We start from the raw sequence: 24734 nt of genomic DNA, 5'->3' as shown, positions 1-24734 counted from the left end.
ATGCAAAAAATTTACGCACCTAACGGCAGCGACGTTTCCGCAGGCACCTACGAATGCGCCGACTGCGGCTACGAGTATTCCAACCAATCGAAAAAATCCTTGCCGCCCTGCCCGCAACGCCTGGATTCAATGCACGTACAAAACGGCTGGAAAATCCTCAGCGGCCAAGGAGACGCAACGGACGACCCTTATCCGAAATCCGGTAAGTGATCACGGGAGTCTCAGCCATGCAGATCTCGTTCACGATCGACGCCCAGGCTTTCGAGCAGGAGCAGAAGGAGCCGGTCAAAAAGACCCTGAAGATATCCGACAGCGAAATCGCTCATGCCTTACAACGTATCGCCAAGGCGAGCCTGACCGAATACTTGAAAATGCTGGTAGAAGGCGGCATGCCGAGTCGGGCCGATGAAGCGAAACAGGATCGCTTGCTGTATCTGATTCAAAGCTACTTCGGGCAGACATTGCCGACCGAATCTCAGATATCGACGATTTTTCAGCTGACCCAGAGCCAAAGCAAAACCCTGCTGAAAAACACGGTTTCGCGCTTTCGTAATCAGCTGGACGATATTCTGCAGCACAGCATGCGAGCCGTGATCGAGTCTGCGGAACATGCACAGACGGTGTACCTGGTGGTGATCAGTTCGGACGTCATTCGTGATGAGCTGAACATGCTGATCACACAGAACGAGCCGACCTTCAAACCCATCACAAAACGTAAAGGCAGCGCCGGGCAGTTCGAGATTAGCGAGGATTCCCACGACCTGCTCTGCGCAACGCTGGGGATCAATGCCGTTCAGTGACATCGTGGCGGTCAGTGGATTGCTGCTGACCTTGACCACCTTCATGTTCAACCTGGCGTGGTCGAGGCTGCATGAAGCACTGGAGCTGGATGAAAGCCAACCTGGCCCGCTCGCCAGAAAACGTAGCCGAAAAAAGGTAACGAACGTTTTGTTCGCCTGCGCCCTCCCTCTGACCAGCGCCTTCCTGGCGCTGTTTTACGTCAACTTGCCTGCCGCCGTGAAAATCATGGCCAGCAGCACGCTGGATCTTTGGGACTTTGACGTGGATCGCACACTTTACGTGATGGTTGTGTTTGCACTGATGGTGTTTGCGCTGTTCAACGCCCGGTTAACCCTGCGCCTGTGTGCGAAATGGCGCAGCCTGCGTTAATCGCCAGATGAAAAAGGCCCTGTAAAAACAGGCCTTTACGTTAGACGCCGAACTGCGCGCGGTAGGCTTCAACCGCCGGCAGGTGTTGTTTGAGCTGCGGATCGTCAGCCAGGAATTCGAGCACCTGGTTCAGCGAAACAATGCTGATCACAGAAATGCCGAAGTCACGCTCCACTTCCTGGATGGCCGACAACTCGCCGTTGCCACGCTCCTGACGGTTCAGGGCGATGAGCACACCCGCCGCCTTGGCGCCGTCCTGCGAAGCGATGATCTGCATCACCTCGCGGATGGCAGTGCCAGCGGTGATCACGTCGTCGATGATCAGCACGTCGCCGGTCAACGGTGCGCCGACCAGGCTGCCGCCTTCGCCGTGAGCCTTGGCTTCCTTGCGGTTGAAGCACCATGGCAAATCACGGTCATGATGCTCGGCCAAGGCCACTGCGGTGGTCGCCGCTAAAGGGATGCCTTTGTACGCCGGACCAAACAATACATCGAACGAAATACCGCTCTCGATGATGGCTGCCGCGTAGAAACGACCCAGCTGTGCAAGGGCCGAACCCGAGTTGAACAGGCCGGCATTGAAGAAGTAAGGACTGGTGCGTCCGGACTTCAGGGTGAACTCGCCGAAGCGCAAAACGCCGCGATCGATGGCAAAACGAATGAAATCGCGCTGATACGCTTGCATGAAAAAAACCCCAAATACCACGGATTTAGCTAATTAGGTTGACGCCGTGTATCATACACGCACGCGATTTTTGGGGCCATTTATGCGGATCATCAGTGTGAACGTCAATGGTATTCAGGCTGCAGTGGAGCGAGGGTTGCTCAGTTGGCTGCAAGCACAGAATGCCGACGTCATCTGCCTGCAGGACACCCGCGCCTCCGCCTTTGAACTGGACGATCCAGCCTTCCAACTGGATGGCTACTTCCTTTATGCCTGCGAAGCCGAAGTTCCCGCCCAAGGTGGCGTGGCTTTGTATTCGCGGCTGCAACCGAAGGCAGTCATCAGCGGTCTCGGCTTCGAGACGGCCGACCGCTACGGGCGCTACCTGCAAGCCGATTTCGACAAGGTCAGCATCGCGACCTTACTGCTCCCTTCGGGGCAGAACGGCGATGAAGACTTGAACCAGAAGTTCAAGCTAATGGACGATTTCGCCCGTTATCTGGATAAACAGCGACGCAAACGTCGCGAGTACATTTACTGTGGCTCGCTGTACGTGGCGCAACAGAAGCTGGATATCAAAAACTGGCGTGACAGCCAGCAATCCCCGGGCTTCCTGGCACCTGAACGTGCCTGGATGGACGAGATTGTCGGCAACATGGGCTATGTCGATGCCCTGCGTGAAGTCAGCCGTGAAGGTGACCAGTACAGCTGGTGGCCGGATAACGAACAGGCTGAAATGCTCAACCTCGGTTGGCGTTTCGACTACCAGATACTGACCCCGGGCCTGCGCCGTTTCGTACGTAGCGCGCGCTTGCCTCGTCAGCCACGGTTCTCGCAGCACGCACCGCTGATCGTGGATTACGACTGGACGCTGACCATCTAAAGCGTCTTTTCGCAGACACAAAAAAGCCGACTTCAGTGTCGGCTTTTTTGTGCGCGCTGAAAAAACCTGTGGGGATTGGTGATGCTGCTTATTTCACCAACCGCCAAGTGAAGGGATAGCGATAAGGCACCCCTTCATTGGACTTGAGCCCGGCAATGATGGCCAGCACCATCGCCCCGATCAGTACCAGCGGCAGCAGCGCAAAACCGATCAACACCAGCATAAGCAGGTAACAGATACCCGAGACCAGGGCCACGGTGATCTGAAAGTTCAGCGCTTCCTTGCCTTGGGCGTCGATGAAAGGATCGGTTTCACGCTTCCACTGCCAGAGTATCAACGGCCCAATCAGGTGACCAAACGGCAACCAGACACCGAGAAACGCCGAGAGGTGACAAAACATTGCCCACTGCCGAACCTCTTTGCTCGGTGTGGGAAGCAGCTGTTGCTCGTCACTCATGGCGTCCTCCTTGCGTGAAGCAGTCCGATCAGTCGGCCAGCGCAGCCTTTTGCAGTTCGAAGATTTCGGTCATGCCTTTCTTCGCCAACTCAAGCATAGCGTTCAGCTCTTCCGGCTGGAATGGTGCGCCTTCGGCAGTACCCTGGACTTCAATGAAGCCGCCAGTGCTGGTCATCACCACGTTCAGGTCGGTCTCGGCGGCCGAGTCTTCCAGGTAGTCGAGGTCAAGTACCGGCTCACCCTGGTACATGCCCACCGATACGGCAGCAATCATTTGCTTCAGCGGGTCGCCGCCTTTCAGGCCGCCGCGCTTCTTGATCACTTTCAAGGCATCGACCAGTGCAACCATGGCGCCGGTGATAGACGCGGTGCGGGTGCCGCCGTCAGCCTGGATCACGTCGCAGTCGACGTACAGGGTGACGTCGCCGAGCTTGGACATGTCCAGCGAAGCGCGCAGGGAACGACCGATCAGACGCTGGATTTCCAGGGTGCGGCCGCCTTGCTTGCCGCGGCTCGCTTCACGCTGGTTACGCTCGCCAGTGGCGCGCGGCAACATGCCGTATTCAGCGGTCAACCAGCCTTGGCCCTGACCTTTGAGGAAACGCGGCACGCCGTTCTCAACGCTGACGGTGCAGATGACTTTGGTATCACCGAACTCGACCAGTACAGATCCCTCGGCGTGTTTGGTGTAGTTGCGGGTAATGCGGATCGAGCGGAGCTGATCGGCAGCGCGACCACTTGGACGTTTCATAGGGAATACCTGTACGGGGGACGGAAAACTGCGGAGCATTATAGAGCCGCAGGGCCATGAGTGGGCACTTCTAAAAAAATCCCCCGACGACTGAAGGCCCTGAACAGCGCTTTGCCGACGGCCTGCAGCCCTTTGTCACACCGTGTGTTTGGGCGCATTCGCCCCACTGCGCTACAATCCTGCGCCTTTGCTGCCTCTGGGCTTAAATTCATATAGATCAGGCCTGCGAAACCTTTGGTAACGCATGAACCTGCATTGCGAGGTACCTCCATGGTGCACAGCATGACCGCCTTCGCCCGCGTCGAGAAAGCCGGCGCCCAAGGCACCCTGAGCTGGGAACTGCGCTCGGTCAACAGCCGCTACCTGGAGCCGCATTTGCGTCTGCCTGAGTCCTTTCGCGACCTCGAAGGCGCGGTCCGCGAAGCGCTGCGCCAGGGAATCTCCCGGGGCAAGCTTGAATGCACCCTACGCTTCACCGAAGAAAATACCGACAAACCACTGCAAGTGGACCGCGAGCGCGCTGCGCAATTGGTCGCCGCCGCCGAGACCATCGCCGGCCTGATCAAAAATCCGGCCGCGCTGAACCCGCTGGAAGTCCTGGCCTGGCCCGGCGTGCTGGTGGGCGACGCGACCGACCCGCAAGCCCTGAATGCCGAAGCCCTGGCGCTGTTCAACGAAGGCCTGAAAGAACTCAAGGCCGGCCGCGAGCGCGAAGGCGCGGAGCTGGCGCGGTTGATCAACGATCGCCTGACCTCCATTGAAGAAGACGTGGTGACCCTGCGTGAACTGGTCCCGCAGATGCTTGCAACCCAGCGCCAGAAGGTCCTCGACCGCTTCGCCGACATGAAGGCCGAGATGGATCCGCAGCGGCTGGAGCAGGAAATGGTCATGCTCGCGCAAAAGAGCGACGTCGCCGAAGAACTGGATCGCCTGAGCACTCACATCATCGAAGTTCGCCGGGTGCTCAAATCCGGTGGCGCTGCAGGTCGGCGCCTGGACTTCCTGATGCAAGAGCTCAACCGCGAAGCCAACACACTGGGCTCCAAAGCCTTCGACCCGCGCAGCACCCAGGCGGCGGTCAACCTCAAGGTGTTGATCGAGCAGATGCGCGAACAAGTGCAGAATATTGAGTAAGGCAAACCCCACATGACCCACAGCACCGGCACCCTGTACATCATTTCCGCACCTTCGGGCGCGGGCAAGAGCAGCCTGGTCAAGGCCCTGACCGACGCTGATCAGGAGATCCGCGTCTCCGTCTCCCACACCACCCGCGCCATGCGCCCCGGTGAAGTGAACGGCGTGAACTATCACTTCGTCGAACGCAGCGAGTTCGTCAAGATGATCGAGCATGGGGATTTCCTCGAGCGCGCCGAAGTGTTCGGCAATCTCTACGGCACTTCGCAAAGCCATTTGCAGCAGACCCTGGACGAAGGCCACGACCTGATTCTGGAAATCGACTGGCAGGGCGCCGAGCAAGTGCGCAAGTTGATGCCCCAGGCTCGTTCGATCTTCATTCTGCCGCCGTCCCTGCAAGCCTTGCACCAGCGCCTGACCAATCGCGGCCAGGACAGCGACGAGATCATCGAAGGCCGGATGCGCGAAGCCGTCAGCGAGATGAGTCACTACGTCGACTACGATTACCTGATCATCAACGACGATTTCGCCCACGCACTGCGCGATTTGCAGGCGATTTTCCGTGCCAATCAGCTGCATCAGAAGCGCCAGCAGCAGCGTAACGGAAAACTTTTGGCCGAATTGCTCGGCTAAACAGCACTTCCCAAAACCGCTGCAAGGGCTTTACATTGGCACTTGCAGCGCGTCGAAGAGCTTGGTCAAAAAATCAGCGCTTCCCTAATCGCTGGTGATTTTTTAAACTGTTGAGTCCGCTCGCCCAACCGGGCAGCGCGCATATTGCATTCGCTCCGAGGAATACCATGGCCCGCGTAACCGTTGAAGATTGCCTAAACCACGTGGAAAACCGCTTTGAGCTGGTCATGCTGTCTACCAAGCGTGCCCGTCAACTGGCCACCGGCGGCAAAGAGCCACTGGTTCAGTGGGAAAACGACAAGCCTACCGTTGTAGCCTTGCGTGAAATCGCTGAAGGCCTGATGAGCTACGAGTTCATCGCCAACGCTGAAATCGTCGAAGACGAACCGCTGTTCGCAGCGTTCGAGGACGAGTCCAACGAGGCAGTCTAAGCCATGCCTGGTCGACGTAGCACGGCGCGGGGTCACAGCGAACGGCAGGTTTCATCATGCCGAGCATAGACGCCCTCGCCGATCGCTTATCGACCTACCTCGGCAAGGACCAGGTCAACCTGGTCCGCCGAGCGTACTTCTACGCCGAACAAGCCCACGATGGCCAGCGCCGCCGTAGCGGCGAGGCGTACGTCACGCACCCACTTGCGGTTGCGAATATTCTTGCCGACATGCACATGGACCATCAGAGCCTGATGGCTGCGATGCTGCATGACGTAATCGAAGACACCGGTATTGCCAAGGAAGCGCTGCAAGCGCAGTTCGGCGAAACCGTGGCCGAACTGGTCGACGGGGTCAGCAAACTGACCCAGATGAACTTCGAGACCAAGGCCGAAGCCCAGGCTGAAAACTTCCAGAAAATGGCCATGGCCATGGCCCGCGATATTCGCGTGATCCTGGTCAAACTCGCCGACCGCTTGCACAACATGCGGACCCTGGAAGTCCTGTCCGGCGAAAAACGCCGACGAATCGCCAAGGAAACCCTGGAAATCTATGCGCCCATCGCCAACCGGCTGGGCATGCACGCCATCCGCATAGAATTCGAAGACCTCGGCTTCAAGGCGATGCACCCGATGCGTTCCGCACGGATCAACCAGGCGGTCAAACGCGCCCGGGGCAACCGCAAGGAAATCGTCAACAAGATCGAAGAATCACTCAGCCACTGCCTGGCCATCGACGGCATTCAGGGCGAGGTCAGCGGTCGTCAGAAACACCTCTACGGCATCTACAAGAAAATGCGCGGCAAGCGTCGGGCCTTCAACGAGATCATGGACGTCTATGCGTTCCGGATCATCGTCGACAAGGTCGATACCTGCTACCGCGTGCTGGGTGCTGTGCATAATTTGTACAAACCGTTGCCGGGGCGCTTCAAGGATTACATCGCGATCCCCAAGGCGAACGGCTACCAGTCGCTGCACACCACATTGTTCGGCATGCACGGCGTTCCGATCGAGATCCAGATCCGCACCCGCGAAATGGAAGAGATGGCCAACAACGGCATCGCCGCCCATTGGCTCTATAAATCCAGTGGCGATGAGCAGCCAAAAGGTACTCATGCCCGCGCCCGCCAGTGGGTCAAAGGCGTGCTGGAGATGCAGCAACGGGCCGGCAACTCGCTGGAATTCATCGAGAGCGTGAAGATCGACCTGTTCCCGGACGAGGTCTACGTGTTCACGCCCAAAGGCCGGATCATGGAGCTGCCCAAAGGCTCCACGGCGGTCGACTTCGCTTACGCGGTGCACACCGACGTGGGCAACAGCTGCATTGCCTGTCGGATCAATCGACGTCTCGCACCGCTGTCCGAACCGCTGCAAAGCGGCTCCACGGTCGAGATCGTCAGCGCCCCCGGCGCGCGGCCGAACCCGGCGTGGCTCAACTTCGTGGTCACCGGCAAGGCGCGGACGCACATCCGCCATGCGCTGAAACTGCAACGCCGCTCCGAATCCATCAGCCTCGGCGAACGCCTGCTGAACAAAGTGCTGAATGGCTTCGACAGCTCGCTGGAGAAAGTCGCGGCCGAGCGCGTCAAAGCGATGCTCACCGAGTACCGTCTCGAACTGATCGAAGACTTGCTCGAAGACATCGGCCTGGGCAATCGCATGGCATACGTGGTCGCCCGCCGACTGCTTGGCGAAGGCGAGCAGCTGCCAAGCGCGGAAGGCCCGCTGGCGATTCGTGGCACTGAAGGCCTGGTCCTCAGTTACGCCAAGTGCTGCACACCGATCCCGGGCGACCCGATTGTCGGCCACCTGTCTGCGGGCAAAGGCATGGTCGTGCACCTGGACAACTGCCGCAACATCAGCGAAATCCGCCACAACCCGGAAAAATGCATCCAGCTCTCGTGGGCCAAGGATGTCACCGGCGAATTCAATGTCGAGCTGCGCGTCGAGCTGGAACACCAGCGCGGCCTGATCGCTCTGCTGGCCAGCAGCGTCAACGCGGCCGACGGCAATATCGAAAAAATCAGCATGGACGAACGCGATGGTCGCATCAGCGTGGTCCAACTGGTGGTCAGCGTGCACGACCGCGTGCACTTGGCCCGCGTGATCAAGAAACTGCGCGCCCTGACCGGGGTGATTCGCATCACTCGCATGCGTGCGTAAGCCACTCATTACAAGGAGCTATTCATGACCAAAACAGTTATCACCAGCGACAAGGCCCCGGCCGCCATCGGCACTTACTCCCAGGCGATCAAGGCCGGCAACACCGTTTACATGTCGGGTCAAATTCCTCTGGACCCAAAAACCATGGAACTGGTAGAAGGCTTCGAAGCCCAGACCGTGCAGGTGTTCGAGAACCTCAAAGCCGTGGCTGAAGCCGCTGGCGGTTCGTTCAAGGACATCGTCAAACTGAACATCTTCCTCACCGACCTGAGCCACTTCGCCAAGGTCAACGAGATCATGGGCAAGTACTTTGACCAGCCTTACCCTGCCCGCGCCGCCATCGGCGTAGCAGCCCTGCCAAAGGGTTCGCAGGTTGAAATGGATGCCATTCTGGTCATCGAGTAATACATCCGGCGCAGCTTTTTGAGGCTGCGCCGACTCCGTTTCTGAAAGGATTCCACCATGCGCCAAGCGCTAGCTCTCTCGCTGGTCGCCCTACTCTTGGGCGGTTGTGCCAGCAACCCTGCCGACCGTGACATCAGCGGCACCTGGATCAATCAAGTGGCGATCGATGCAGCAGCCAAAGGCGGCCCCCTGCGCGAAGCGCTCCAGGCCTATGGTCCGAACCTGGAATGGGACGTCAACACCAAGGCCGGCCAGGCCCGCTACACCAACGGTTTTGAAAATGTCGACGGCAAGCTGCTGGGCGAAGAGTCCGGCGCCTGGAAAATCGACTTTTATGGCAGCTCGGGTAGTGAGTTGAAGCGTGACGGCAAGCAACTGAGCCAGGTCGCCAGCGACAACGAACCAGAACAGGTCTTCGACCGCGCACTGATTCCTGTGCCGGACGGCGCACCGATGGGTGCCAGTTTTGAACGCGCACTGTATTCGGCCTACATGGGCGGTAGCTGGAAAGTCGTCAGCGGTCCCGGTGAAGGCAATACCGTGCAATTCCAGGCTGACGGCCAGGTTGCAGGTCTGCCGGGGGCGGATCGCTATGCCCTGTGCCTGGCCGGTGATTGCGCGTCGATGAGCGGCGGCAATGACAACATGTGGCTACAGGCGAATGGTCAGGGCAACACCTGGATCTTTGCGCGCAAGGGCAAGGAACTGGAAATCCTCCAGGCCGTGAACACCGCACAGGCGGATGAAATGCCGCAGTTCACCCCGGGTGATCGCAAGTGGTTGCTGGAAAAGCAGTAACCCGGCCTTAAAGCCAACGCAAAACCAATGTGGGAGCGAGCTTGCTCGCGATGGCGGGCTAACAGTCAACGATGATGTTGAACGTTAGGGCCTCAATCGCGAGCAAGCTCGCTCCCACATTTGGTTAGCGGGGTCTGGAAGTCAGCAGCGGCCTTCGAGAATCGCCGCATAACCTTCGCGATAGCTTGGGTACTTCGGCGTCCAGCCCAAGGCTTTCGCCCGAGCATTGCTGCATTGCTTACTGCCAGTGCGGCGCACGCTCGCGTCTTCGGCCCATTCGGTCACACCCAGATACTCACGCAACCAGTCCACCACTTCGGCTAGCGGCGCAGGCGCATCGTCCACACCGATGTAGACGTCATCCAGCGCCACACCGCGTCGATCAGCCTCAAGCAAAAACGCCATCAACCCCGCCGCATCGTCGGCGTGAATGCGGTTGCCGTACAACGGTGGATCGACGGCCACGCGATAACCCCGACGAACCTGCGTCAGCAGCCGTTCGCGCCCCGGGCCGTAAATGCCGGTCAAGCGCACGATGCTCGCCGGGATGCCGCTTTGGAGTGCCACTTGCTCCGCCTCTAGCATCAATCGACCCGAATAGCCTGTTGCAACGGTCGGCGAAGTCTCATCGACCCACTCGCCATCCTGCTGGCCATACACACTGCTGCTGGAAACAAACAGCAGGCGATTGGGCACCTGCCCGTAGTCGTTCAGCCAGTCCAGCACATGCTGCAAGCCCTGCACATAAGCAGCGCGATAACCGGCCTCATCGTGATCGGTGGCAGCCGCGCAATACACCAGGTAATCCACCGCACCGACTGGCCAGGTCGCCGGACAGTCTTCATTGAACAAGTCACCGGCAATGCCAATGACCCCCTGGGGCAAGCGTGAGATGTCACGCCTCAGGCCATGAACCTCCCACCCGCAAGCCAGCAATTGCGTAGCCAGACGGCTGCCGACATCACCGCAGCCGGCGATCAAAACAGAGGGCGCGGACATCAGAAAACTCCCATTGGAAAGGCACAGACTAGCGCCGGCAATGGACGAGCGGCTAGCAATGCAGGAAAAAAGATACTCTATTACTTTTGTTAACAAGAATTACTTGCAATAATGCCTGCCACTTTTGTTCTCGGCCTCACGAGGCCTGGAAGAGCATCTACCGTTTTTCTTTCTCAGGTCCGGCCAGCATGACACGCAATCAATTCCCCGCTTCGCCAACCAAACGACCTCGCGCCTGGAGCGCAGTGGCCGCCCTGCTGCTCAGCCTGATGCTGGCGCCGACCGCCGCTTTCGCTGACGCACAAGCGCCAGCCGCTCCAGCAGCCAATGCAGCCAATGCAGCTCCAGCTCCAGCTCCAGCCGATCATGTTACCCCGGCTGCGACCGACCCGGCCCAAGCCGTAGACACCGCCGCCGAAGACGTTCCGGAAGTCCTCGAAGCCGACAACACCCTGGGCATGGCCCACGACCTGTCGCCGTGGGGCATGTACCAGAACGCCGACATCATCGTGAAAATCGTGATGATCGGCCTGGCCATCGCCTCGATCATCACCTGGACCATCTGGATCGCCAAAGGCTTCGAGCTGATGGGCGCCAAGCGTCGTCTGCGCACCGAAATCGTCCACCTGAAAAAAGCCACCACCCTTAAAGAAGCCAGTGTGACAGCCACCAAGCAAGGCACCCTCGCCAATTTGCTGGTGCATGACGCCCTAGAAGAGATGCGTTTGTCGGTCAACAGCCGCGAGAAAGAAGGCATCAAGGAACGCGTCGCCTTCCGCCTCGAGCGTCTGGTTGCAGCCTGCGGTCGCAACATGAGCAGCGGCACCGGCGTGCTCGCCACCATCGGTTCCACCGCGCCGTTCGTCGGCCTGTTCGGTACCGTGTGGGGCATCATGAACAGCTTCATCGGCATCGCCAAAACCCAGACCACCAACCTCGCCGTCGTAGCTCCCGGCATCGCCGAAGCCCTGCTGGCAACCGCGCTGGGTCTGGTTGCCGCGATTCCGGCCGTTGTGATCTACAACGTCTTTGCCCGCTCCATCGCCGGTTACAAGGCGCAGGTGTCCGACGCGTCGGCAGAAGTCCTGCTGCTGGTCAGCCGCGACCTCGACCACCTGCCGACCGAGCGCAGCTCGCAACCGCACATGGTGAAAGTGGGGTAATCGGCCATGGGCCTGCATTTGAGAGAAGGCGCAGACGACGATCTGGCCGAGAACCACGAAATCAACGTCACGCCGTTCATCGACGTGATGCTGGTGCTGTTGATCATCTTCATGGTGGCGGCCCCGCTCGCCACCGTAGACATCAAGGTCGATCTGCCCGCTTCCAGCGCCAAACCGGCGCCACGACCAGAGAAACCAGTGTTCCTCAGCGTCAAGGCTGACCAACGCCTGTTCCTCGGCGAAGACGAAGTGAAGGCCGAAGCACTCGGCGCCACCCTCGACGCCAAGACCAAAGGCAAGAAAGACACGACGATCTTCTTCCAGGCCGACAAAGGCGTGGATTACGGCGACCTGATGAGCGTGATGGACAACCTGCGCTCTGCCGGTTACCTGAAGGTGGGTCTGGTCGGACTCGAGACGGCAGTCAAGAAATGATCACGACGCGCCAAAAGCTGACGCGTTACAGCGCGAGCCTGGCCGTGGTGCTGGGCGTCCATGCGCTGGCCATTGCGCTGGCGCTGAACTGGACGTCGCGCCCACCGATCGAGCTGCCGCCGCAGGCGATGATGGTCGAGTTGGCGCCGGTGCCGGCCCCACCACCGCCGGCACCGCCGAAGGTCATAACGCCGCCACAGCCACCCGCCCCGGTGGAAGAACTGCCGATACCGAAGCTGGCTGAAGTGCCGAAGGCCGAGATCGCCGTGCCGAAACCGGTCAAACCCAAGCCAAAGCCTCAACCGCCCAAGCCTGTGGAGAAAAAACCGGAACCGCCTAAAGAGAAGCCGTCCGAGGAAAAACCGAGCGACGCGCAACCGACTCAGGCGCCAACGGAGAAATCCGCTCAGCCGGCACCGGGCCCATCACCGGCGCAGCAAGCGGCCAAGGCCAGTTGGCAAGGCACCCTGCTCGCTCACTTGGCCAAGTACAAGAAGTACCCGGCCAGTGCGCAGGCGCGGGGCAAGGAAGGCATGAACCGTCTGCGCTTCGTGGTGGATGCTGAAGGTAACGTGTTGTCGTTCGAACTGGTGGGCGGTTCCGGCACTGCCGATCTGGACCGGGCCACCCTGGAAATGATCCGCCGCGCCCAGCCGCTGCCAAAGCCACCGGCTGACATGTTGACCAATGGCGCCATCGAAATCGTTGCACCGTTTGTTTACTCGCTGGAAAAACGCCGGCGCTAAAACAGACACCGCCGCTCCCACAGGGTTATCCAGCAGCAGAAAATTCCGTGATCAAGCAAATAAGGCACCCGAAAAGGTGCCTTTTGCATATCCGCCAGCGGCAAACCTGCTTTGCCCTGTGTCACTCAACACACTCAGTCTGATAACGTGCGTCTATCGATTGCAGCCGGTATGCTTGGCCCGCAACTTCATGGACGCTTGCTATGACTCTTACAGAATTACGCTACATCGTTACCCTCGCCCAAGAGCAGCACTTCGGCCACGCGGCCGAGCGTTGCCACGTCAGCCAGCCGACTCTGTCGGTGGGCGTGAAAAAGCTTGAAGACGAACTCGGTGTGCTGATTTTCGAGCGCAGCAAGAGTGCCGTGCGCCTGACCCCGGTCGGTGAAGGCATTGTCGCCCAGGCGCAGAAAGTGCTGGAACAGGCCCAAGGCATCCGCGAACTGGCCCAGGCCGGCAAGAACCAGCTGACTGCCCCGCTGAAAGTCGGCGCGATCTACACCGTCGGCCCGTACCTGTTTCCGCACCTGATTCCACAACTGCACCGGGTCGCCCCGCAGATGCCGTTGTACATCGAAGAAAACTTCACCCACGTGCTGCGCGACAAACTGCGCAACGGCGAGCTCGACGCGATCATCATCGCCCTGCCGTTCAACGAAGCCGACGTGCTGACCCTCCAGCTCTACGACGAACCGTTCTACGTCCTGATGCCGGCCCAGCACCCGTGGACCCAAAAAGAATCCATCGACGCCGCCCTGCTCAACGACAAGAGCCTGCTGCTGCTCGGCGAAGGCCACTGTTTCCGCGACCAAGTGCTGGAAGCCTGCCCGACCCTGGCCAAAGGCAACGACGGCGCCAAGCACACCACGGTGGAATCCAGCTCCCTGGAAACCATCCGCCACATGGTTGCGTCCGGCCTCGGCATCTCGATCCTGCCGCTGTCGGCGGTCGACAGCCATCACTACGCTCCCGGCGTGATCGAAGTGCGTCCACTGACGCCTCCGGTGCCGTTCCGCACCGTGGCCATCGCCTGGCGCGCAAGCTTCCCGCGGCCGAAGGCGATTGAAATCCTCGCTGACTCCATTCGCCTGTGCTCGGTGGCCAAGCCGCAAGCACCGGTGGTTGCGGCCTAAGTCGCTGCCATGACCGAGTTGTCGCAAGTGTCGGTGACGGCACTCAAGGGTGTCGGCGAAGCCATGGCCGAGAAGTTGGCCAAGGTCGGCCTGGAGAATCTCCAGGACGTGCTTTTTCACCTGCCGCTGCGTTATCAGGACCGCACTCGCGTGGTCCCGATCGGCCATTTGCGCCCCGGGCAAGACGCCGTGATCGAAGGCACCGTCAGCGGCGCCGACGTGGTCATGGGCCGCCGCCGAAGCCTGGTGGTGCGCCTGCAGGACGGCACCGGCGGGCTCAGCCTGCGTTTCTACCACTTCAGCAACGCCCAAAAAGAAGGCCTCAAACGCGGCACGCGCATTCGCTGCTACGGCGAAGCGCGGCCCGGTGCGTCAGGGCTGGAGATCTATCACCCGGAATACCGCGCCATCACCGGCGACGAGCCGCCGCCGGTGGACGAAACCCTGACCCCGGTTTACCCGCTCACCGAAGGCCTGACCCAGCAGCGCTTGCGCCAGTTGTGCATGCAGACTCTGACGATGCTCGGCCCGACCAGCCTGCCCGACTGGCTGCCGACCGAACTGGCCCGTGACTATCAATTGGCACCGCTGGCCGATGCGATCCGTTACCTGCATCACCCACCCGCCGATGCCGACGTCGACGAACTCGCCCTCGGTCATCACTGGGCGCAGCACCGTCTGGCCTTCGAAGAACTGCTGACGCATCAACTGTCCCAGCAACGCCTGCGCGAGAGCATGCGTTCCCTGCGCGCGCCGGCGATGCCAAATGCCACCCGGTTGCCGGCCCAATATCTGGCCAATCTAGGCTTCGCTCCAACCGGCGCTCAGCAACGGGTCGGCAACGAAATCGCTTACGACCTCAATCAGCACGAACCCATGTTGCGGCTGATTCAGGGCGACGTCGGCGCGGGTAAAACCGTGGTCGCTGCCCTCGCCGCACTCCAGGCCCTGGAGGCCGGTTATCAAGTGGCACTGATGGCGCCCACCGAAATCCTCGCCGAGCAGCATTTCATCACCTTCAAACGCTGGCTCGAACCGCTGGGCATTGAAGTCGCGTGGCTGGCCGGCAAGCTCAAAGGCAAGAACCGCGTGGCCGCACTGGAGCAAATCGCCAGCGGCACGCCGATGGTGGTTGGCACCCACGCGCTGTTCCAGGACGAGGTGAAATTCAAGAACCTGGCCTTGGTGATCATCGACGAACAACACCGCTTTGGCGTGCAACAGCGCCTGGCATTGCGGCAGAAAGGTGTTGGCGGGCGGATGTGTCCGCACCAGCTGATCATGACCGCGACACCGATCCCGCGGACACTGGCCATGAGCGCCTACGCCGACCTCGACACCTCGATCCTCGACGAACTGCCGCCCGGTCGAACCCCGGTGAACACCGTGCTGATCACCGATACCCGGCGCGTCGAAGTCATTGAGCGGGTGCGCGGCGCTTGTGCCGAAGGGCGTCAGGCCTATTGGGTGTGCACGCTGATCGAAGAGTCGGAAGAGCTGACCTGCCAGGCCGCCGAAACCACCTACGAAGATCTCACCGCCGCCCTCGGCGAGTTGAAGGTCCGGCTGATCCACGGTCGCATGAAGCCCGTCGAGAAAGCCGCGGTCATGGCCGAATTCAAGGCCGGCAACCTGCAACTGCTGGTCGCCACCACGGTGATTGAAGTCGGCGTCGACGTGCCCAACGCCAGCCTGATGATCATCGAAAACCCAGAACGTCTCGGGCTTGCGCAATTGCACCAGTTGCGCGGTCGTGTGGGTCGGGGCAGCGCGGCCAGTCATTGCGTGCTGCTTTACCATCCACCGCTGTCACAGATCGGTCGTCAGCGTTTGGGCATCATGCGCGAAACCAACGACGGGTTTGTCATCGCCGAAAAAGACCTCGAGCTGCGCGGCCCCGGTGAAATGCTCGGCACGCGTCAGACCGGCCTGCTGCAATTTAAGGTCGCTGACCTGGTGCGCGACGCCGATCTGCTGCCCGCCGTGCGCGACGCCGCCCAGGCGCTGCTGGAGCGCTGGCCGGATCACGTCAGCCCGCTGCTCGACCGCTGGCTACGTCATGGACAGCAATACGGCCAAGTGTGAGCACCGTCGCAGTTTCTGAGCCACCGTTCTGAGCAAGCTGGTTATACTCCTGCCATTGTTTTAAAACGGATACAGACCATGACCGAAGTTGCCCTCGCACCCGCCACCCCGCACGCTCCGTCGGTTATTCGGCTGATGCTGGGCAAACTGGGTATCGCCCACGAAGAAGTCCTCGACCATCACGGCCTGAACGCCGCACGCAAAGTGCAGGCTGTTCTGCTCGATGACGCCGTGGGCACGCTCATGGTGCTGTTCCCGCAGAACCAATTGCTGGACCTCAATCGCCTCGCCGAACTGACGGGCCGCCGCCTCACCGCCGTGTCGACCGAACGCCTGGTAAAAATGCTCGGCAAACACAACCTGAGCCTGCTGCCTGGCATGCCGGCGCTCACCAGTTCACCGTGTTTGTATGAAGAAAGCCTGCTGCGCGAGCCGAAGTTGCTGATCAACTCGGGTGAGCCCGGCGTGCTGCTGGAAGTCACCAGTGAAGACTTCAAGACCATGCTGACCAAGTCCAGCGCCGCCAACTTCGGCGAAGCCCTGACCAGCATCCGTCCGAACCTCGACCGCCCTCACGATGACCGCGAGGAAATCACCCAGGCCGTTCAAGCGTTCACCGCGCGGCGCATCCAGCAGCGCCTGGAAGAGACCATCGAGATTCCGCCGCTGGCCGAGACCGCGCAGAAAATCATCAAACTGCGCGTCGACCCCAACGCCACCATCGACGACATCACCGGCGTCGTCGAAACCGACCCGGCCCTGGCCGCACAGGTTGTGAGCTGGGCGGCGTCGCCGTACTACGCCTCGCCGGGCAAGATTCGTTCAGTGGAAGACGCCATCGTGCGGGTGCTGGGTTTCGACCTGGTGATCAACCTGGCGCTGGGCCTGGCCCTGGGAAAAACCCTGAGCCTGCCCAAAGACCATCCGCAACACACCACGCCGTACTGGCAGCAATCGATCTACACCGCCGCCGTCATCGAAGGCCTGACCCGCGCCATGCCCCGCGCCCAGCGCCCGGAAGCCGGCCTGACCTACCTCGCTGGCCTGCTGCACAACTTCGGCTACTTGCTGCTGGCCCACGTCTTCCCGCCGCACTTCTCGCTGATCTGCCGCCACCTGGAGGTCAACCCGCACCTGTGCCACAGCTACGTCGAGCAACACTTGCTGGGCATCAGCCGTGAACAGATCGGCTCGTGGCTGATGCGCTACTGGGACATGCCCGAAGAGCTGGCCACCGCCCTGCGCTTCCAGCACGACCCGAGCTACGACGGCAATTACGCCGAGTACCCGAACCTCGTGTGCCTGGCTGTGCGTTTGTTGCGTAGCCGTGGCGTCGGCTCCGGGCCAGATGAAGACATTCCGGATGCCTTGCTGGAACGCGTCGGCCTGACTCGCGACAAAGCCAATGACGTCGTCAGCAAAGTGCTTGAGGCTGAAGTGCTGCTGCGTGAACTGGCTTCGCAATTCACCCAAGCTTAGGCACATATCAAAGTCGCTCCACTTGATCAAGTGGAGCGGGTTTTACATTGATGTACAAAATAAATATGCGAAAACCATTATCCCAGATAGCGGAGTACCGCCCCAACAGGCTGCCCCTCTCCATCCCCAACACTGATTTCACAGCACACGACCATGCGGTTGTCATCCATAAGAGTACCGCCGCTATAGGAAGCGCTCTCTCCTTGGCCAGCCAGGAAGGTAACCCAGCCTTTCTCGCCGAAGTCAGTATCAGGTTTTCCGTCGTCAAATAAGCGCGCAATTAGCAGTGAGTGGCGGTCGCCCTGTCCAGAAACAACCAACCTGCCCGGAGTGCTTTGCAAATCACATCTGCGCCAAGCCAGGCTTCTTGCATCGATACGGGAATACAGAGGCTGCCCGCCGTTAAAGACTTGATTGAATACTCCCTCGGGAGTCAGAACAACAACCAATCCTTCACCGTTACTGGTACCAATAGCAACGACACCATCGTCTGCTCTGAGCGTCATGTTTGTAAACTCATGGCGCTGTCTATCTTTGGAAATGATGACTGATCCGCTGCCTTCGTTATATGAAGTGTCAACGCTGCCGTTTTGGTTATAGCGCATCACAAATGCCTCAAACGGCTCACTCTCACTGCGACGAAACATGCCACAAATCAGGATTTTTCCGGTTTTCTGAACGACATGCGCATTCGCCCAGTTTCGCTTGTAGTGGATACCTGGTACATCGACAAGCAAAAAGCCTATGCCATTTAGACTTTTATCGAGAGAGCCATCAGTATTGAACCGCAGCACTACTCCCCGAACTTCATTGGAACCATAAGAAATGGTGGTGATTGCAACGATCTTGCCATCCTGCTCAACAGCAGCAATGTCGCTGCCACGCCCCTGCGAAAGGCGACTTTCTGGCGCTTTCTCATTCGTTGGTTGGCCAGTCAGTTGGGCTTGCAACCCATAATGATCTTCAACAAGTTTTTCAACGTTGATGATGACTTTGCCGTCTTCACCAAAAGAAGGATCCATTTGGCCATCCTCATCTTGGCGAACGATGGTCAGAAAGCTACCTATGTGCCTGTCATCAACGACACTTCCAGATATGAGCCAGCCACCGTCCGGACGTCTGCTCAGTCCGTCGGGATAAAACCAGACTCCCCATTCGAAAGGAATTTCAATAGCACCGTTAGACCCGAATGCGAGATCAGGTGTGCCATTTTCGTTCAGCCTGACTAAGTGCGCCTGTTCTCTTATTCCCCAACGGCTTACTGCGACGAGCAATTGCTTATTGGGTAGCGCGAGCGTCGCGCGTGGAAGGCCCGGCACACCGGAAAATGGCGCAGAAACCAGTCCATTCTCACCAAAGCCGTTATCAGGAGTACCTGCTTGGTCCTTGTTCATGATCGTGCTCCATCATTGCGATTTAGGCCCGAAAATCAGGCTCACAACAGTGAAGCACGCAGGTATGAACGATCGCACCTGTCAGATCTGACAGGTCTATATTCTTTACAGGCCAAATAACTGGCCTTGTGAGCACCCCATTCAACTATTAGTCGATGTTTTTTTCCGAGGCTTCAAATACTTGGTCAACCCCTGGAACCAGATCACCAGCGCCGGGTTGCCCTTGATCTGAATCGACTTGTCCTGAATCCCCGTCATAAACGCCAACTGCTTGTTCTTCGCCTGCATCGTGGCAAAGCCATACGCCGCGTCTTTAAAGGCAATCGCAAACGCAGGTTCGGCATACACGCCGGACTTGCTGGTGATGCGCTGATCCTTCACAAAGAAATGCCGCGCCACTTTCCCGTCCAGGGTCTGTAATTGGAATACAAGCTCCTTGTCACCCAACTGCTGCTGAAACGCAGGATTAGTCCGACTGGCCTTACCCATCAACAAACCCAGCATCCACAGAAGAAAACGAAATTTCATGCGCACAGCCTCAAAAGGAAAATGAACGGCCGGCGCAGTGTAGCGGCTTCGAGCTATAACGCCACTATCTGGTTGCGTTAGAAGAAGATGCAGTGCTTTTTGAAGCTGATGACTACCAAGTCATTGCCGAAACCAACTGTTTAAAAGCGAAGATATTTTGATCTTTCTACGCTCGAGTCCATCGGATATTTCCTTCAACACGCGGTGCTGTTCGTGAACTAGGCAGCCTTAGGCGTCATCGATAGTCTTTGTTCGTTACCGCAAAAACGGTGACACGGACGTGCAAGTCCGGTACATATCGCCGCACAATCGCCAATCCGAACATCGAGCGTTTTCATGCTCGCTGTAAATGATTTATGGCGGCTGTGCGTGGGAGGTCCCTTTGGGGTCTGCCGGGGTCCGATATGCCCGGTCTTGCACACCTGCGCACGGCTGCCACCCTTATTCGAATGCAAGCGAAGAGGACACAGCCACATCCAAAACACATATCGGGACATACCAATGATCAAGCCAACACCCAATCCTCCAGAACACGAAGACACATCCCCCTACGAATCCTTCGATTCGAAGAAACTCCACGAAGCCGCCGAACGCGCCCTCGACCATCACTTCGCGCCACCTCCCGACGAAAAACAAAAACGTCGCAAAGGCTACCTCTTCATCGTCGCTCCCGACCTCCACACCGAAACCCTCCTGGCCAACGCCTCGGAAGACCTGCTATCCATCAGCGCCATCGCCGCTGACTTGGCCGACGGCGTAGAAGGCTCACGCCGCTCCGTCGCACTGGCACTCAGCAGAATGGCGGATGGTGTGCATCTATTGGTGGAGCGAGCACTGGATCACATTGATTCGCCGAATCCGGCGGAGCATCGGGCCAAGGTGTAGAAGGAAATGAGGGGATGGGTTTAGTCTTAAAACTCATCCCCTTTTATCTAATTCGTCAACTTCAAAAGCCGGTGCACCAACGTCTCGCCGGGACTCCAATCACGCAGGGTCGGCAATAACCCCTTGTTCCGACTTTTTTCGTAGTCATCCGCGCCCTCCGGAACGACCAGTTCATCCCACACAAAGTAGACCTTCGCAACAATGCCCGTTTGCACGTAATACTCGGGCGACTCTCCTCGCGCATCCGTTTCAAAATAGGCAGGAACCGGGTTAGTTGAGAACACCACTGCCATGTTTACGTGCTTCACAGGTGAGTCCGGGCCAGCGAGAATCTTGACTTGAATGAGCGAAGTCCGAGGAAACAGCGTCATCCATAGATCATCGACTTGGCCGAGGTCAACGATGCCTGGGAGGATTAGAGCGCGCGACGTGAAATTACCCAAATCCCATTCGTCTCCACCTGCGCGCAGAGAAAAAACGGGCTCCTGATCAGAAAAATCGGGGATCTCCTGGCTGACCAGCGCAGTGTCATTCTCGCTATGGTTTTCTACGACAACGCTCGGGGTACCGCTTTCGCGACCGGCATCACCGCATGCGCCGAGCATAAGAAAAGAAAGTAACCAAAAAAGCTTCATTAGCATTACGACTCCTGACCATCAACTTCAATTTTTGGAGACTGGTAGTTCTCTTCAATATCTACTCCCGTAAAAATGGGAGGGATTTATTTACTGATGAGTGCCCCACAAAACAGCGAGGCCAACTAAATAACTCCGCCCCGGGACAGATTTATTTATCGATAGCCAACCGAGCTAATAAATAAATCCTCCCTATTTTTCGGGGAAGATGATTAACCTAGTACGAACTCCTCCCCGCAAGTATGATTATTTATCTTCACTCGCAACCAAATGAAAAACCTTCCCGTCGAACTCGTAATACCTTGTCCGATACTTACGCGAAACTTTGTTATTGTTCGCATCCACTTCCCGATTTTGTGACACACCCATGATTACAATCAACCTACTATCAAGCTGATAGCTAATATCGAAAGAATCATCTGCCTCCTCAACATCCGCCTTATAAGCATTCGGCAAACTCCTTACTACCTCTCCCGTTTCGGCATCTATGACCTCCCCGCAGATAGATCCTCCAGCACACTCACCGGTAAAAACAATATAGTGCCCTGCGAAATTTACTGGACTGATTGCAGCCTTTTTCCTCAGCTCATCCCAGCGCTCACCTGCCGTATCAATCTTAATTAATGGATGATTCTGTCCTTTGTATACATTATCAACCTTGTACTCAGAAAATGATGGAACTTCTGCAAATGCAGAAACACTAAAAACGCAAAACAACAGAAGCGATCTTGCAAATAATTTACCCAGCATTTCTCTTCGACTCCTCAAGTACTCGAACCATTTCGTCGGGTGTAATATGCGCAGTATTCAAACCATCTCCGTGGTAAAACGATACTCCCTCTGTCTCAGCATGCCGTTCTACCCACTGTTTTTTATGAGTTACGGGATGAAGAATAGGTTGCCCCGCAGAGTTCTTTAAAACTATCGAACTAATTTTCTTTCCTTTCCTGACACCTGCAGAAGCGAATTCTTTTGCCCAAGCGTAAATTGCGTCTTCTACATCACCATTACCTTCCAGGTAACTTATGATGGCTTTTCTTTTTATCTTTATTAGATACTCAGAAAATATCTTATCCTGCATAGCCTCGTCATACTTCTGAGAAGTATCCAAATTTAGCTTATCAACAGCCTCAGCCAAAGTAGGGGTAATCAGTTGATATCTGCCCGTTGCAAACATCTCATCATTTTCTTGTTTTTGCTGTACTTCCGCAATAGTCAAGGAAGTCAGATTGGTCTTATAAAAAGATTTCAGCACCGGTGTTGTAGCGTTATATGCCGTATAATCGTTATTCGACTCAACCCTACCCAGCAAGTCAGCAAACGCACTGTGAGCCCATCCTGCTAGCGCTGGCTTAAGAAGGTGAGTTTTAACAAACTCAATTGGATGAAAATGCCAAATCACATCCGAGCTTAACGCCGCCTTTCCAGAAAGCTCATCCCAAAATACATATTTACTAATTCGCTCTTTTTCATGCTTCAAGGTTTTAGGTGATAACTCCAGCAGCTTATCGAGTTTACTCCACTTGGCAGACTCAGCTTTTTCTTTCCACTCAGTCGGGTGATGAGCAATAAGCTTTGCCCAATGATTTCTTGTGCTAGTTCTCTTTAACGCTTCTGCAAGCTCACTCGGCTCTACCACTCCATCATGGTTTTTATCAATTTTCGCGAAGAGGTCTTTAAAAAATTGGGGTGTGTCTTCAGGATCAAGAAAACCATCCGCTGTGGCGTTTGTTTCTTCAACAATCTGGAAGCCAAGCTTCTCCCAATCATGTTGTGTGATGATTTCCGCACCAGCCTTCTTCACCAGCCCCGTAATTGGCTGCTCGTCCTCAACAACACTGACTTCGTACCAGCTTTCAGTGCCTTCCTTAATAACCCTGGCCTTATGCAAATCAACTGCATGCTCCATCTTGAGCGAAGTAGTCCCCGTTGCTGGTGCTTTCTTTTTCAGTTCGGCTCCGATTGGCAGGTGCAGAAACTGCCTTCCTACCTTCAATCCGGCAGGGTTCTTGAGAAACTCCTTGACGTCGGCTTCGGCGGTGAATATTTCGATGTGAACCTGGAATTTACTATCTGTCCCCCCCTGCTCACTAGTGAGGTTTTCAGTTTTTCCCATGTAACCAATCGGATCGCCAGCCTTGATTCCAGTGCTCGTTGATACAACACTGTCGAAGTTCGTAGGAGTAAGTGTCTCCCAGTGAACAAACTTACTTGAAGGCTCGTTTTCAACAATCGTCCAGAATGTTGACGGTGCATTTCCTGTTGCCTGCCATACACCGCCAGACACCAACGTACAAGAGGCCATGCGCCTTAACTTGTTGCCGATTACAAGATTCACCACATCCTTACTATCGAACGCAATAACACTATCGACAGCCAACTCCAGGTTCCCGCTAACGGTCGCACCGACGGGCTGTCCATTTATTGGATTTGCCGGAGCTTGATATAGAGGCAATTTTTTACAGGCTCTTGCCCTCACCTTCCCTTGCCAGTAGTTCGGTCTGACCCGTTCAGGTGTTACGTCAGCAATCCAAATCCGGCGATGGGCTGCGTTCTTAAACGGCTCACCATCCTTTAGGTAAGCGAACCAGACCTCATCTCCCACACCACGGGTTTTCGCAGACCCATTTTTCACGCTGCCTGAAAGAATTTTGCCTTTTGCATAGGTGATGTTGCCATTTTCAGCCCTGTCGAGAATTTCCAGCTTGGTGCCACTGGTTAGCTTTCCGCAGGAATCTGGTGTTGTCCCAGGCACGGGCGCAAGTCCGTAGCCTTTGAAGTCACCAACTGTCATGGTCACTTTGGCCTTTGGCGTCTCTTCTGGGGATAACGGATAACGGTCAAACGGTAGCAAATGCATGTATAGGCTGTAGAAATTCAACTTGTTCTGCTTGCCCTTGTTGGCGCCTTCTTCGGGGTTTGGCACTGATTTGTACTCATGCCGAATCAAGCAAAACGAGTTGGAATACTTCAGCGTTTTCGCGTCAGCGGCCTCACCAAATGTAGAGCCCAAATAGTCCTTGTTCAAACGATAGGCAACGACTTCACCATCGGCCATGCAGCAAATCGCATCGTCCAATACACATTGAGGAGCGCTCTTTTCGGTGACGTGGATACCACCGTGCCAAAACTTGTTACTACCGAGCAAATAATGGCCCGATACCTCTTTTTCGAGTGTTTTGTAGAGTTCTTCCGCGTCGGTGAACGGTTTCTTGTCGGCGCGTCTGAATGGATAGTGGAAATTAATCAGTGGTGAAGCAGCAGGCGTTGTCGGGGCTGGAGCCGGAGCAGGGCTAGCTGGAGTAGTTGAATCAGGATGCGTCAGATTGGATATGTCGAACTCACGGGGGTTAACCGTCGCATGGCCCTGGACCAGATTTGGGTGGCCTTTCGTACCATTTCGCAGAACCTCAAAGTGCAAATGTGCCCCTGTGCCAATACCTGTATTTCCGCACGGCCCAACCGTCCCTCCTTTGGCAACAGAACTGCCCATCGCCAGAGGAGAAGGAGTCCTCATATGCGCATAAAGGGTGTGCACAATTTCCGACCCATTGGCGTGTTCTAACACAACCAAATTGCCGTAACCGTTCATTGATCCTTTATAGACGACCTTACCTGCACCTGCGGCCGGGATTGGGGTTCCGCTAGGTGCGCCCCAATCTTCACCACGGTGCGGCTTGACTAGCCCGGTTACCGGGTGCACGCGAGTGGGGTTCCACGCGCTTGTATAGTGAAAAGGTGCGCCAGGGTTATACAGTTCCATA

Annotated in this window: 26 protein-coding genes; 17 read left to right on the top strand and 9 right to left on the bottom strand. The window is 57.1% G+C overall.

What is annotated here, in order from left to right; genetic code table 11:
* Genes WLY71_RS04040 through WLY71_RS04030 form a run of 3 tightly spaced genes read left to right on the top strand, consistent with a single transcriptional unit; the run spans position 1 to position 1170 of the window.
* Complete coding sequence (locus WLY71_RS04040; protein WP_347802598.1) at positions 1-210, top strand: hypothetical protein; 210 nt, start codon at positions 1-3, stop codon at positions 208-210.
* A gap of 17 nt (positions 211-227) precedes the next feature.
* Positions 228-800, top strand: coding sequence for a hypothetical protein (locus WLY71_RS04035; RefSeq protein WP_046053850.1), 573 nt, complete (start codon positions 228-230; stop codon positions 798-800).
* A complete protein-coding gene (locus tag WLY71_RS04030; protein WP_347802597.1) occupies positions 787-1170 on the top strand; it encodes a hypothetical protein in 384 nt (127 codons plus the stop codon). The genes WLY71_RS04035 and WLY71_RS04030 overlap by 14 nt, the downstream gene beginning before the upstream one ends.
* A gap of 40 nt (positions 1171-1210) precedes the next feature.
* On the opposite strand, the gene pyrE is transcribed toward WLY71_RS04030, so the two are convergent.
* Entirely contained in the window at positions 1211-1855 is a 645-nt protein-coding gene (gene pyrE / locus WLY71_RS04025) for an orotate phosphoribosyltransferase (RefSeq protein ID WP_347802596.1), read from the bottom strand.
* 82 nt (positions 1856-1937) lie between these two features.
* Here pyrE and crc point away from each other — a divergent pair, with 82 nt between their 5' ends.
* Entirely contained in the window at positions 1938-2717 is a 780-nt protein-coding gene (crc, locus tag WLY71_RS04020) for a catabolite repression control protein Crc (protein WP_008030595.1), read from the top strand.
* Between the two features lie 88 nt (positions 2718-2805).
* Here the strand turns inward: crc and WLY71_RS04015 are convergent, their stop codons facing one another.
* Together WLY71_RS04015 and rph are read right to left on the bottom strand one after the other, a co-directional pair.
* Complete coding sequence (locus WLY71_RS04015) at positions 2806-3174, bottom strand: DUF4870 domain-containing protein (RefSeq protein WP_347802595.1); 369 nt, start codon at positions 3172-3174, stop codon at positions 2806-2808.
* Positions 3175-3202: 28 nt separating this feature from the next.
* Positions 3203-3925 (bottom strand): ribonuclease PH, encoded by a 723-nt coding sequence (gene rph / locus WLY71_RS04010; protein WP_010465211.1) that lies wholly within the window; start codon positions 3923-3925, stop codon positions 3203-3205.
* Between the two features lie 270 nt (positions 3926-4195).
* Here rph and WLY71_RS04005 point away from each other — a divergent pair, with 270 nt between their 5' ends.
* The 6 genes from WLY71_RS04005 (at position 4196) to WLY71_RS03980 (ending at position 9488) form a co-directional block, all read left to right on the top strand.
* Positions 4196-5059: a YicC/YloC family endoribonuclease gene (locus WLY71_RS04005; RefSeq protein WP_008150145.1), complete on the top strand. Its 864-nt coding sequence runs from the start codon at positions 4196-4198 to the stop codon at positions 5057-5059.
* 12 nt (positions 5060-5071) lie between these two features.
* Positions 5072-5692, top strand: a complete 621-nt coding sequence (gene gmk, locus WLY71_RS04000; RefSeq protein WP_046045040.1) for a guanylate kinase — start codon at positions 5072-5074, stop codon at positions 5690-5692.
* Positions 5693-5859: 167 nt separating this feature from the next.
* Entirely contained in the window at positions 5860-6123 is a 264-nt protein-coding gene (rpoZ, locus tag WLY71_RS03995; RefSeq protein WP_007894670.1) for a DNA-directed RNA polymerase subunit omega, read from the top strand.
* A 56-nt stretch (positions 6124-6179) separates the two neighbouring features.
* Entirely contained in the window at positions 6180-8285 is a 2106-nt protein-coding gene (spoT, locus tag WLY71_RS03990; RefSeq protein ID WP_033059343.1) for a bifunctional GTP diphosphokinase/guanosine-3',5'-bis pyrophosphate 3'-pyrophosphohydrolase, read from the top strand.
* A gap of 24 nt (positions 8286-8309) precedes the next feature.
* Entirely contained in the window at positions 8310-8690 is a 381-nt protein-coding gene (locus WLY71_RS03985; RefSeq protein WP_003229509.1) for a RidA family protein, read from the top strand.
* Positions 8691-8747: 57 nt separating this feature from the next.
* Positions 8748-9488, top strand: coding sequence for a hypothetical protein (locus WLY71_RS03980; protein ID WP_347802594.1), 741 nt, complete (start codon positions 8748-8750; stop codon positions 9486-9488).
* Between the two features lie 141 nt (positions 9489-9629).
* Here the strand turns inward: WLY71_RS03980 and WLY71_RS03975 are convergent, their stop codons facing one another.
* Positions 9630-10487: an SDR family oxidoreductase gene (locus WLY71_RS03975; protein WP_347802593.1), complete on the bottom strand. Its 858-nt coding sequence runs from the start codon at positions 10485-10487 to the stop codon at positions 9630-9632.
* A 188-nt stretch (positions 10488-10675) separates the two neighbouring features.
* On the opposite strand from WLY71_RS03975, the gene exbB reads away from it, so the two are divergent.
* The 6 genes from exbB to WLY71_RS03945 all read left to right on the top strand — a co-directional run bounded on the left by exbB (position 10676) and on the right by WLY71_RS03945 (position 17528).
* The gene (exbB, locus tag WLY71_RS03970) at positions 10676-11650 is read left to right on the top strand and encodes a tonB-system energizer ExbB (RefSeq protein ID WP_347802592.1); all 975 of its coding nucleotides are present in this window, start codon (positions 10676-10678) and stop codon (positions 11648-11650) included.
* 6 nt (positions 11651-11656) lie between these two features.
* Complete coding sequence (exbD, locus tag WLY71_RS03965; RefSeq protein WP_149630664.1) at positions 11657-12085, top strand: TonB system transport protein ExbD; 429 nt, start codon at positions 11657-11659, stop codon at positions 12083-12085.
* Complete coding sequence (locus WLY71_RS03960; protein WP_008150128.1) at positions 12082-12831, top strand: TonB family protein; 750 nt, start codon at positions 12082-12084, stop codon at positions 12829-12831. The genes exbD and WLY71_RS03960 overlap by 4 nt, the downstream gene beginning before the upstream one ends.
* Positions 12832-13034: 203 nt before the next feature.
* The gene (locus tag WLY71_RS03955) at positions 13035-13964 is read left to right on the top strand and encodes a hydrogen peroxide-inducible genes activator (protein WP_008150125.1); all 930 of its coding nucleotides are present in this window, start codon (positions 13035-13037) and stop codon (positions 13962-13964) included.
* Between the two features lie 9 nt (positions 13965-13973).
* Positions 13974-16049, top strand: coding sequence for an ATP-dependent DNA helicase RecG (recG, locus tag WLY71_RS03950; RefSeq protein WP_347802591.1), 2076 nt, complete (start codon positions 13974-13976; stop codon positions 16047-16049).
* 78 nt (positions 16050-16127) lie between these two features.
* Positions 16128-17528: an aminoacyl-tRNA deacylase and HDOD domain-containing protein gene (locus tag WLY71_RS03945; RefSeq protein ID WP_347802590.1), complete on the top strand. Its 1401-nt coding sequence runs from the start codon at positions 16128-16130 to the stop codon at positions 17526-17528.
* Positions 17529-17605: 77 nt separating this feature from the next.
* On the opposite strand, the gene WLY71_RS03940 is transcribed toward WLY71_RS03945, so the two are convergent.
* Positions 17606-18922 carry a hypothetical protein gene (locus WLY71_RS03940; protein ID WP_347802589.1) on the bottom strand — a complete coding sequence of 439 codons (1317 nt, stop codon included), beginning with the start codon at positions 18920-18922 and terminating at the stop codon, positions 17606-17608.
* Positions 18923-19063: 141 nt separating this feature from the next.
* The gene (locus WLY71_RS03935; protein WP_347802588.1) at positions 19064-19450 is read right to left on the bottom strand and encodes a helicase; all 387 of its coding nucleotides are present in this window, start codon (positions 19448-19450) and stop codon (positions 19064-19066) included.
* Positions 19451-19951: 501 nt separating this feature from the next.
* Between WLY71_RS03935 and WLY71_RS03930 the strand changes: the two genes are divergently transcribed.
* Positions 19952-20335: a DUF6124 family protein gene (locus WLY71_RS03930; RefSeq protein WP_347802587.1), complete on the top strand. Its 384-nt coding sequence runs from the start codon at positions 19952-19954 to the stop codon at positions 20333-20335.
* A gap of 47 nt (positions 20336-20382) precedes the next feature.
* Here WLY71_RS03930 and WLY71_RS03925 read toward each other — a convergent pair whose 3' ends face one another.
* From WLY71_RS03925 to WLY71_RS03915, 3 genes are all read right to left on the bottom strand, one after another.
* Entirely contained in the window at positions 20383-20970 is a 588-nt protein-coding gene (locus WLY71_RS03925; protein ID WP_347802586.1) for a hypothetical protein, read from the bottom strand.
* 246 nt (positions 20971-21216) lie between these two features.
* Positions 21217-21720 (bottom strand): hypothetical protein, encoded by a 504-nt coding sequence (locus WLY71_RS03920; RefSeq protein ID WP_347802585.1) that lies wholly within the window; start codon positions 21718-21720, stop codon positions 21217-21219.
* A complete protein-coding gene (locus WLY71_RS03915) occupies positions 21710-24733 on the bottom strand; it encodes a peptidoglycan DD-metalloendopeptidase family protein (protein ID WP_347802584.1) in 3024 nt (1007 codons plus the stop codon). Before WLY71_RS03915 ends, WLY71_RS03920 begins: the two co-directional genes overlap by 11 nt.
* Position 24734: the final 1 nt, after the last annotated feature.

The organism is Pseudomonas rossensis (assembly GCF_039888995.1).
GTDB classification, from domain to species: domain Bacteria; phylum Pseudomonadota; class Gammaproteobacteria; order Pseudomonadales; family Pseudomonadaceae; genus Aquipseudomonas; species Aquipseudomonas rossensis.
The sequence above is the reverse complement of the archived record's forward strand: the minus strand, read 5'-3'. Positions and strand labels throughout refer to the sequence as shown.

What these genes read in the sequence shown, in the direction of transcription:
- WLY71_RS04040 (WP_347802598.1), top strand. Translation starts at nt 1, where the DNA reads ATGCAAAAAATTTACGCACCTAACGGCAGCGACGTTTCCGCAGGCACC.
- WLY71_RS04035 (WP_046053850.1), top strand. Translation starts at nt 228, where the DNA reads ATGCAGATCTCGTTCACGATCGACGCCCAGGCTTTCGAGCAGGAGCAG.
- WLY71_RS04030 (WP_347802597.1), top strand. Translation starts at nt 787, where the DNA reads ATGCCGTTCAGTGACATCGTGGCGGTCAGTGGATTGCTGCTGACCTTG.
- pyrE (WP_347802596.1), bottom strand. Translation starts at nt 1,855, where the DNA reads ATGCAAGCGTATCAGCGCGATTTCATTCGTTTTGCCATCGATCGCGGC.
- crc (WP_008030595.1), top strand. Translation starts at nt 1,938, where the DNA reads ATGCGGATCATCAGTGTGAACGTCAATGGTATTCAGGCTGCAGTGGAG.
- WLY71_RS04015 (WP_347802595.1), bottom strand. Translation starts at nt 3,174, where the DNA reads ATGAGTGACGAGCAACAGCTGCTTCCCACACCGAGCAAAGAGGTTCGG.
- rph (WP_010465211.1), bottom strand. Translation starts at nt 3,925, where the DNA reads ATGAAACGTCCAAGTGGTCGCGCTGCCGATCAGCTCCGCTCGATCCGC.
- WLY71_RS04005 (WP_008150145.1), top strand. Translation starts at nt 4,196, where the DNA reads ATGGTGCACAGCATGACCGCCTTCGCCCGCGTCGAGAAAGCCGGCGCC.
- gmk (WP_046045040.1), top strand. Translation starts at nt 5,072, where the DNA reads ATGACCCACAGCACCGGCACCCTGTACATCATTTCCGCACCTTCGGGC.
- rpoZ (WP_007894670.1), top strand. Translation starts at nt 5,860, where the DNA reads ATGGCCCGCGTAACCGTTGAAGATTGCCTAAACCACGTGGAAAACCGC.
- spoT (WP_033059343.1), top strand. Translation starts at nt 6,180, where the DNA reads ATGCCGAGCATAGACGCCCTCGCCGATCGCTTATCGACCTACCTCGGC.
- WLY71_RS03985 (WP_003229509.1), top strand. Translation starts at nt 8,310, where the DNA reads ATGACCAAAACAGTTATCACCAGCGACAAGGCCCCGGCCGCCATCGGC.
- WLY71_RS03980 (WP_347802594.1), top strand. Translation starts at nt 8,748, where the DNA reads ATGCGCCAAGCGCTAGCTCTCTCGCTGGTCGCCCTACTCTTGGGCGGT.
- WLY71_RS03975 (WP_347802593.1), bottom strand. Translation starts at nt 10,487, where the DNA reads ATGTCCGCGCCCTCTGTTTTGATCGCCGGCTGCGGTGATGTCGGCAGC.
- exbB (WP_347802592.1), top strand. Translation starts at nt 10,676, where the DNA reads ATGACACGCAATCAATTCCCCGCTTCGCCAACCAAACGACCTCGCGCC.
- exbD (WP_149630664.1), top strand. Translation starts at nt 11,657, where the DNA reads ATGGGCCTGCATTTGAGAGAAGGCGCAGACGACGATCTGGCCGAGAAC.
- WLY71_RS03960 (WP_008150128.1), top strand. Translation starts at nt 12,082, where the DNA reads ATGATCACGACGCGCCAAAAGCTGACGCGTTACAGCGCGAGCCTGGCC.
- WLY71_RS03955 (WP_008150125.1), top strand. Translation starts at nt 13,035, where the DNA reads ATGACTCTTACAGAATTACGCTACATCGTTACCCTCGCCCAAGAGCAG.
- recG (WP_347802591.1), top strand. Translation starts at nt 13,974, where the DNA reads ATGACCGAGTTGTCGCAAGTGTCGGTGACGGCACTCAAGGGTGTCGGC.
- WLY71_RS03945 (WP_347802590.1), top strand. Translation starts at nt 16,128, where the DNA reads ATGACCGAAGTTGCCCTCGCACCCGCCACCCCGCACGCTCCGTCGGTT.
- WLY71_RS03940 (WP_347802589.1), bottom strand. Translation starts at nt 18,922, where the DNA reads ATGAACAAGGACCAAGCAGGTACTCCTGATAACGGCTTTGGTGAGAAT.
- WLY71_RS03935 (WP_347802588.1), bottom strand. Translation starts at nt 19,450, where the DNA reads ATGAAATTTCGTTTTCTTCTGTGGATGCTGGGTTTGTTGATGGGTAAG.
- WLY71_RS03930 (WP_347802587.1), top strand. Translation starts at nt 19,952, where the DNA reads ATGATCAAGCCAACACCCAATCCTCCAGAACACGAAGACACATCCCCC.
- WLY71_RS03925 (WP_347802586.1), bottom strand. Translation starts at nt 20,970, where the DNA reads ATGAAGCTTTTTTGGTTACTTTCTTTTCTTATGCTCGGCGCATGCGGT.
- WLY71_RS03920 (WP_347802585.1), bottom strand. Translation starts at nt 21,720, where the DNA reads ATGCTGGGTAAATTATTTGCAAGATCGCTTCTGTTGTTTTGCGTTTTT.
- WLY71_RS03915 (WP_347802584.1), bottom strand. Translation starts at nt 24,733, where the DNA reads ATGGAACTGTATAACCCTGGCGCACCTTTTCACTATACAAGCGCGTGG.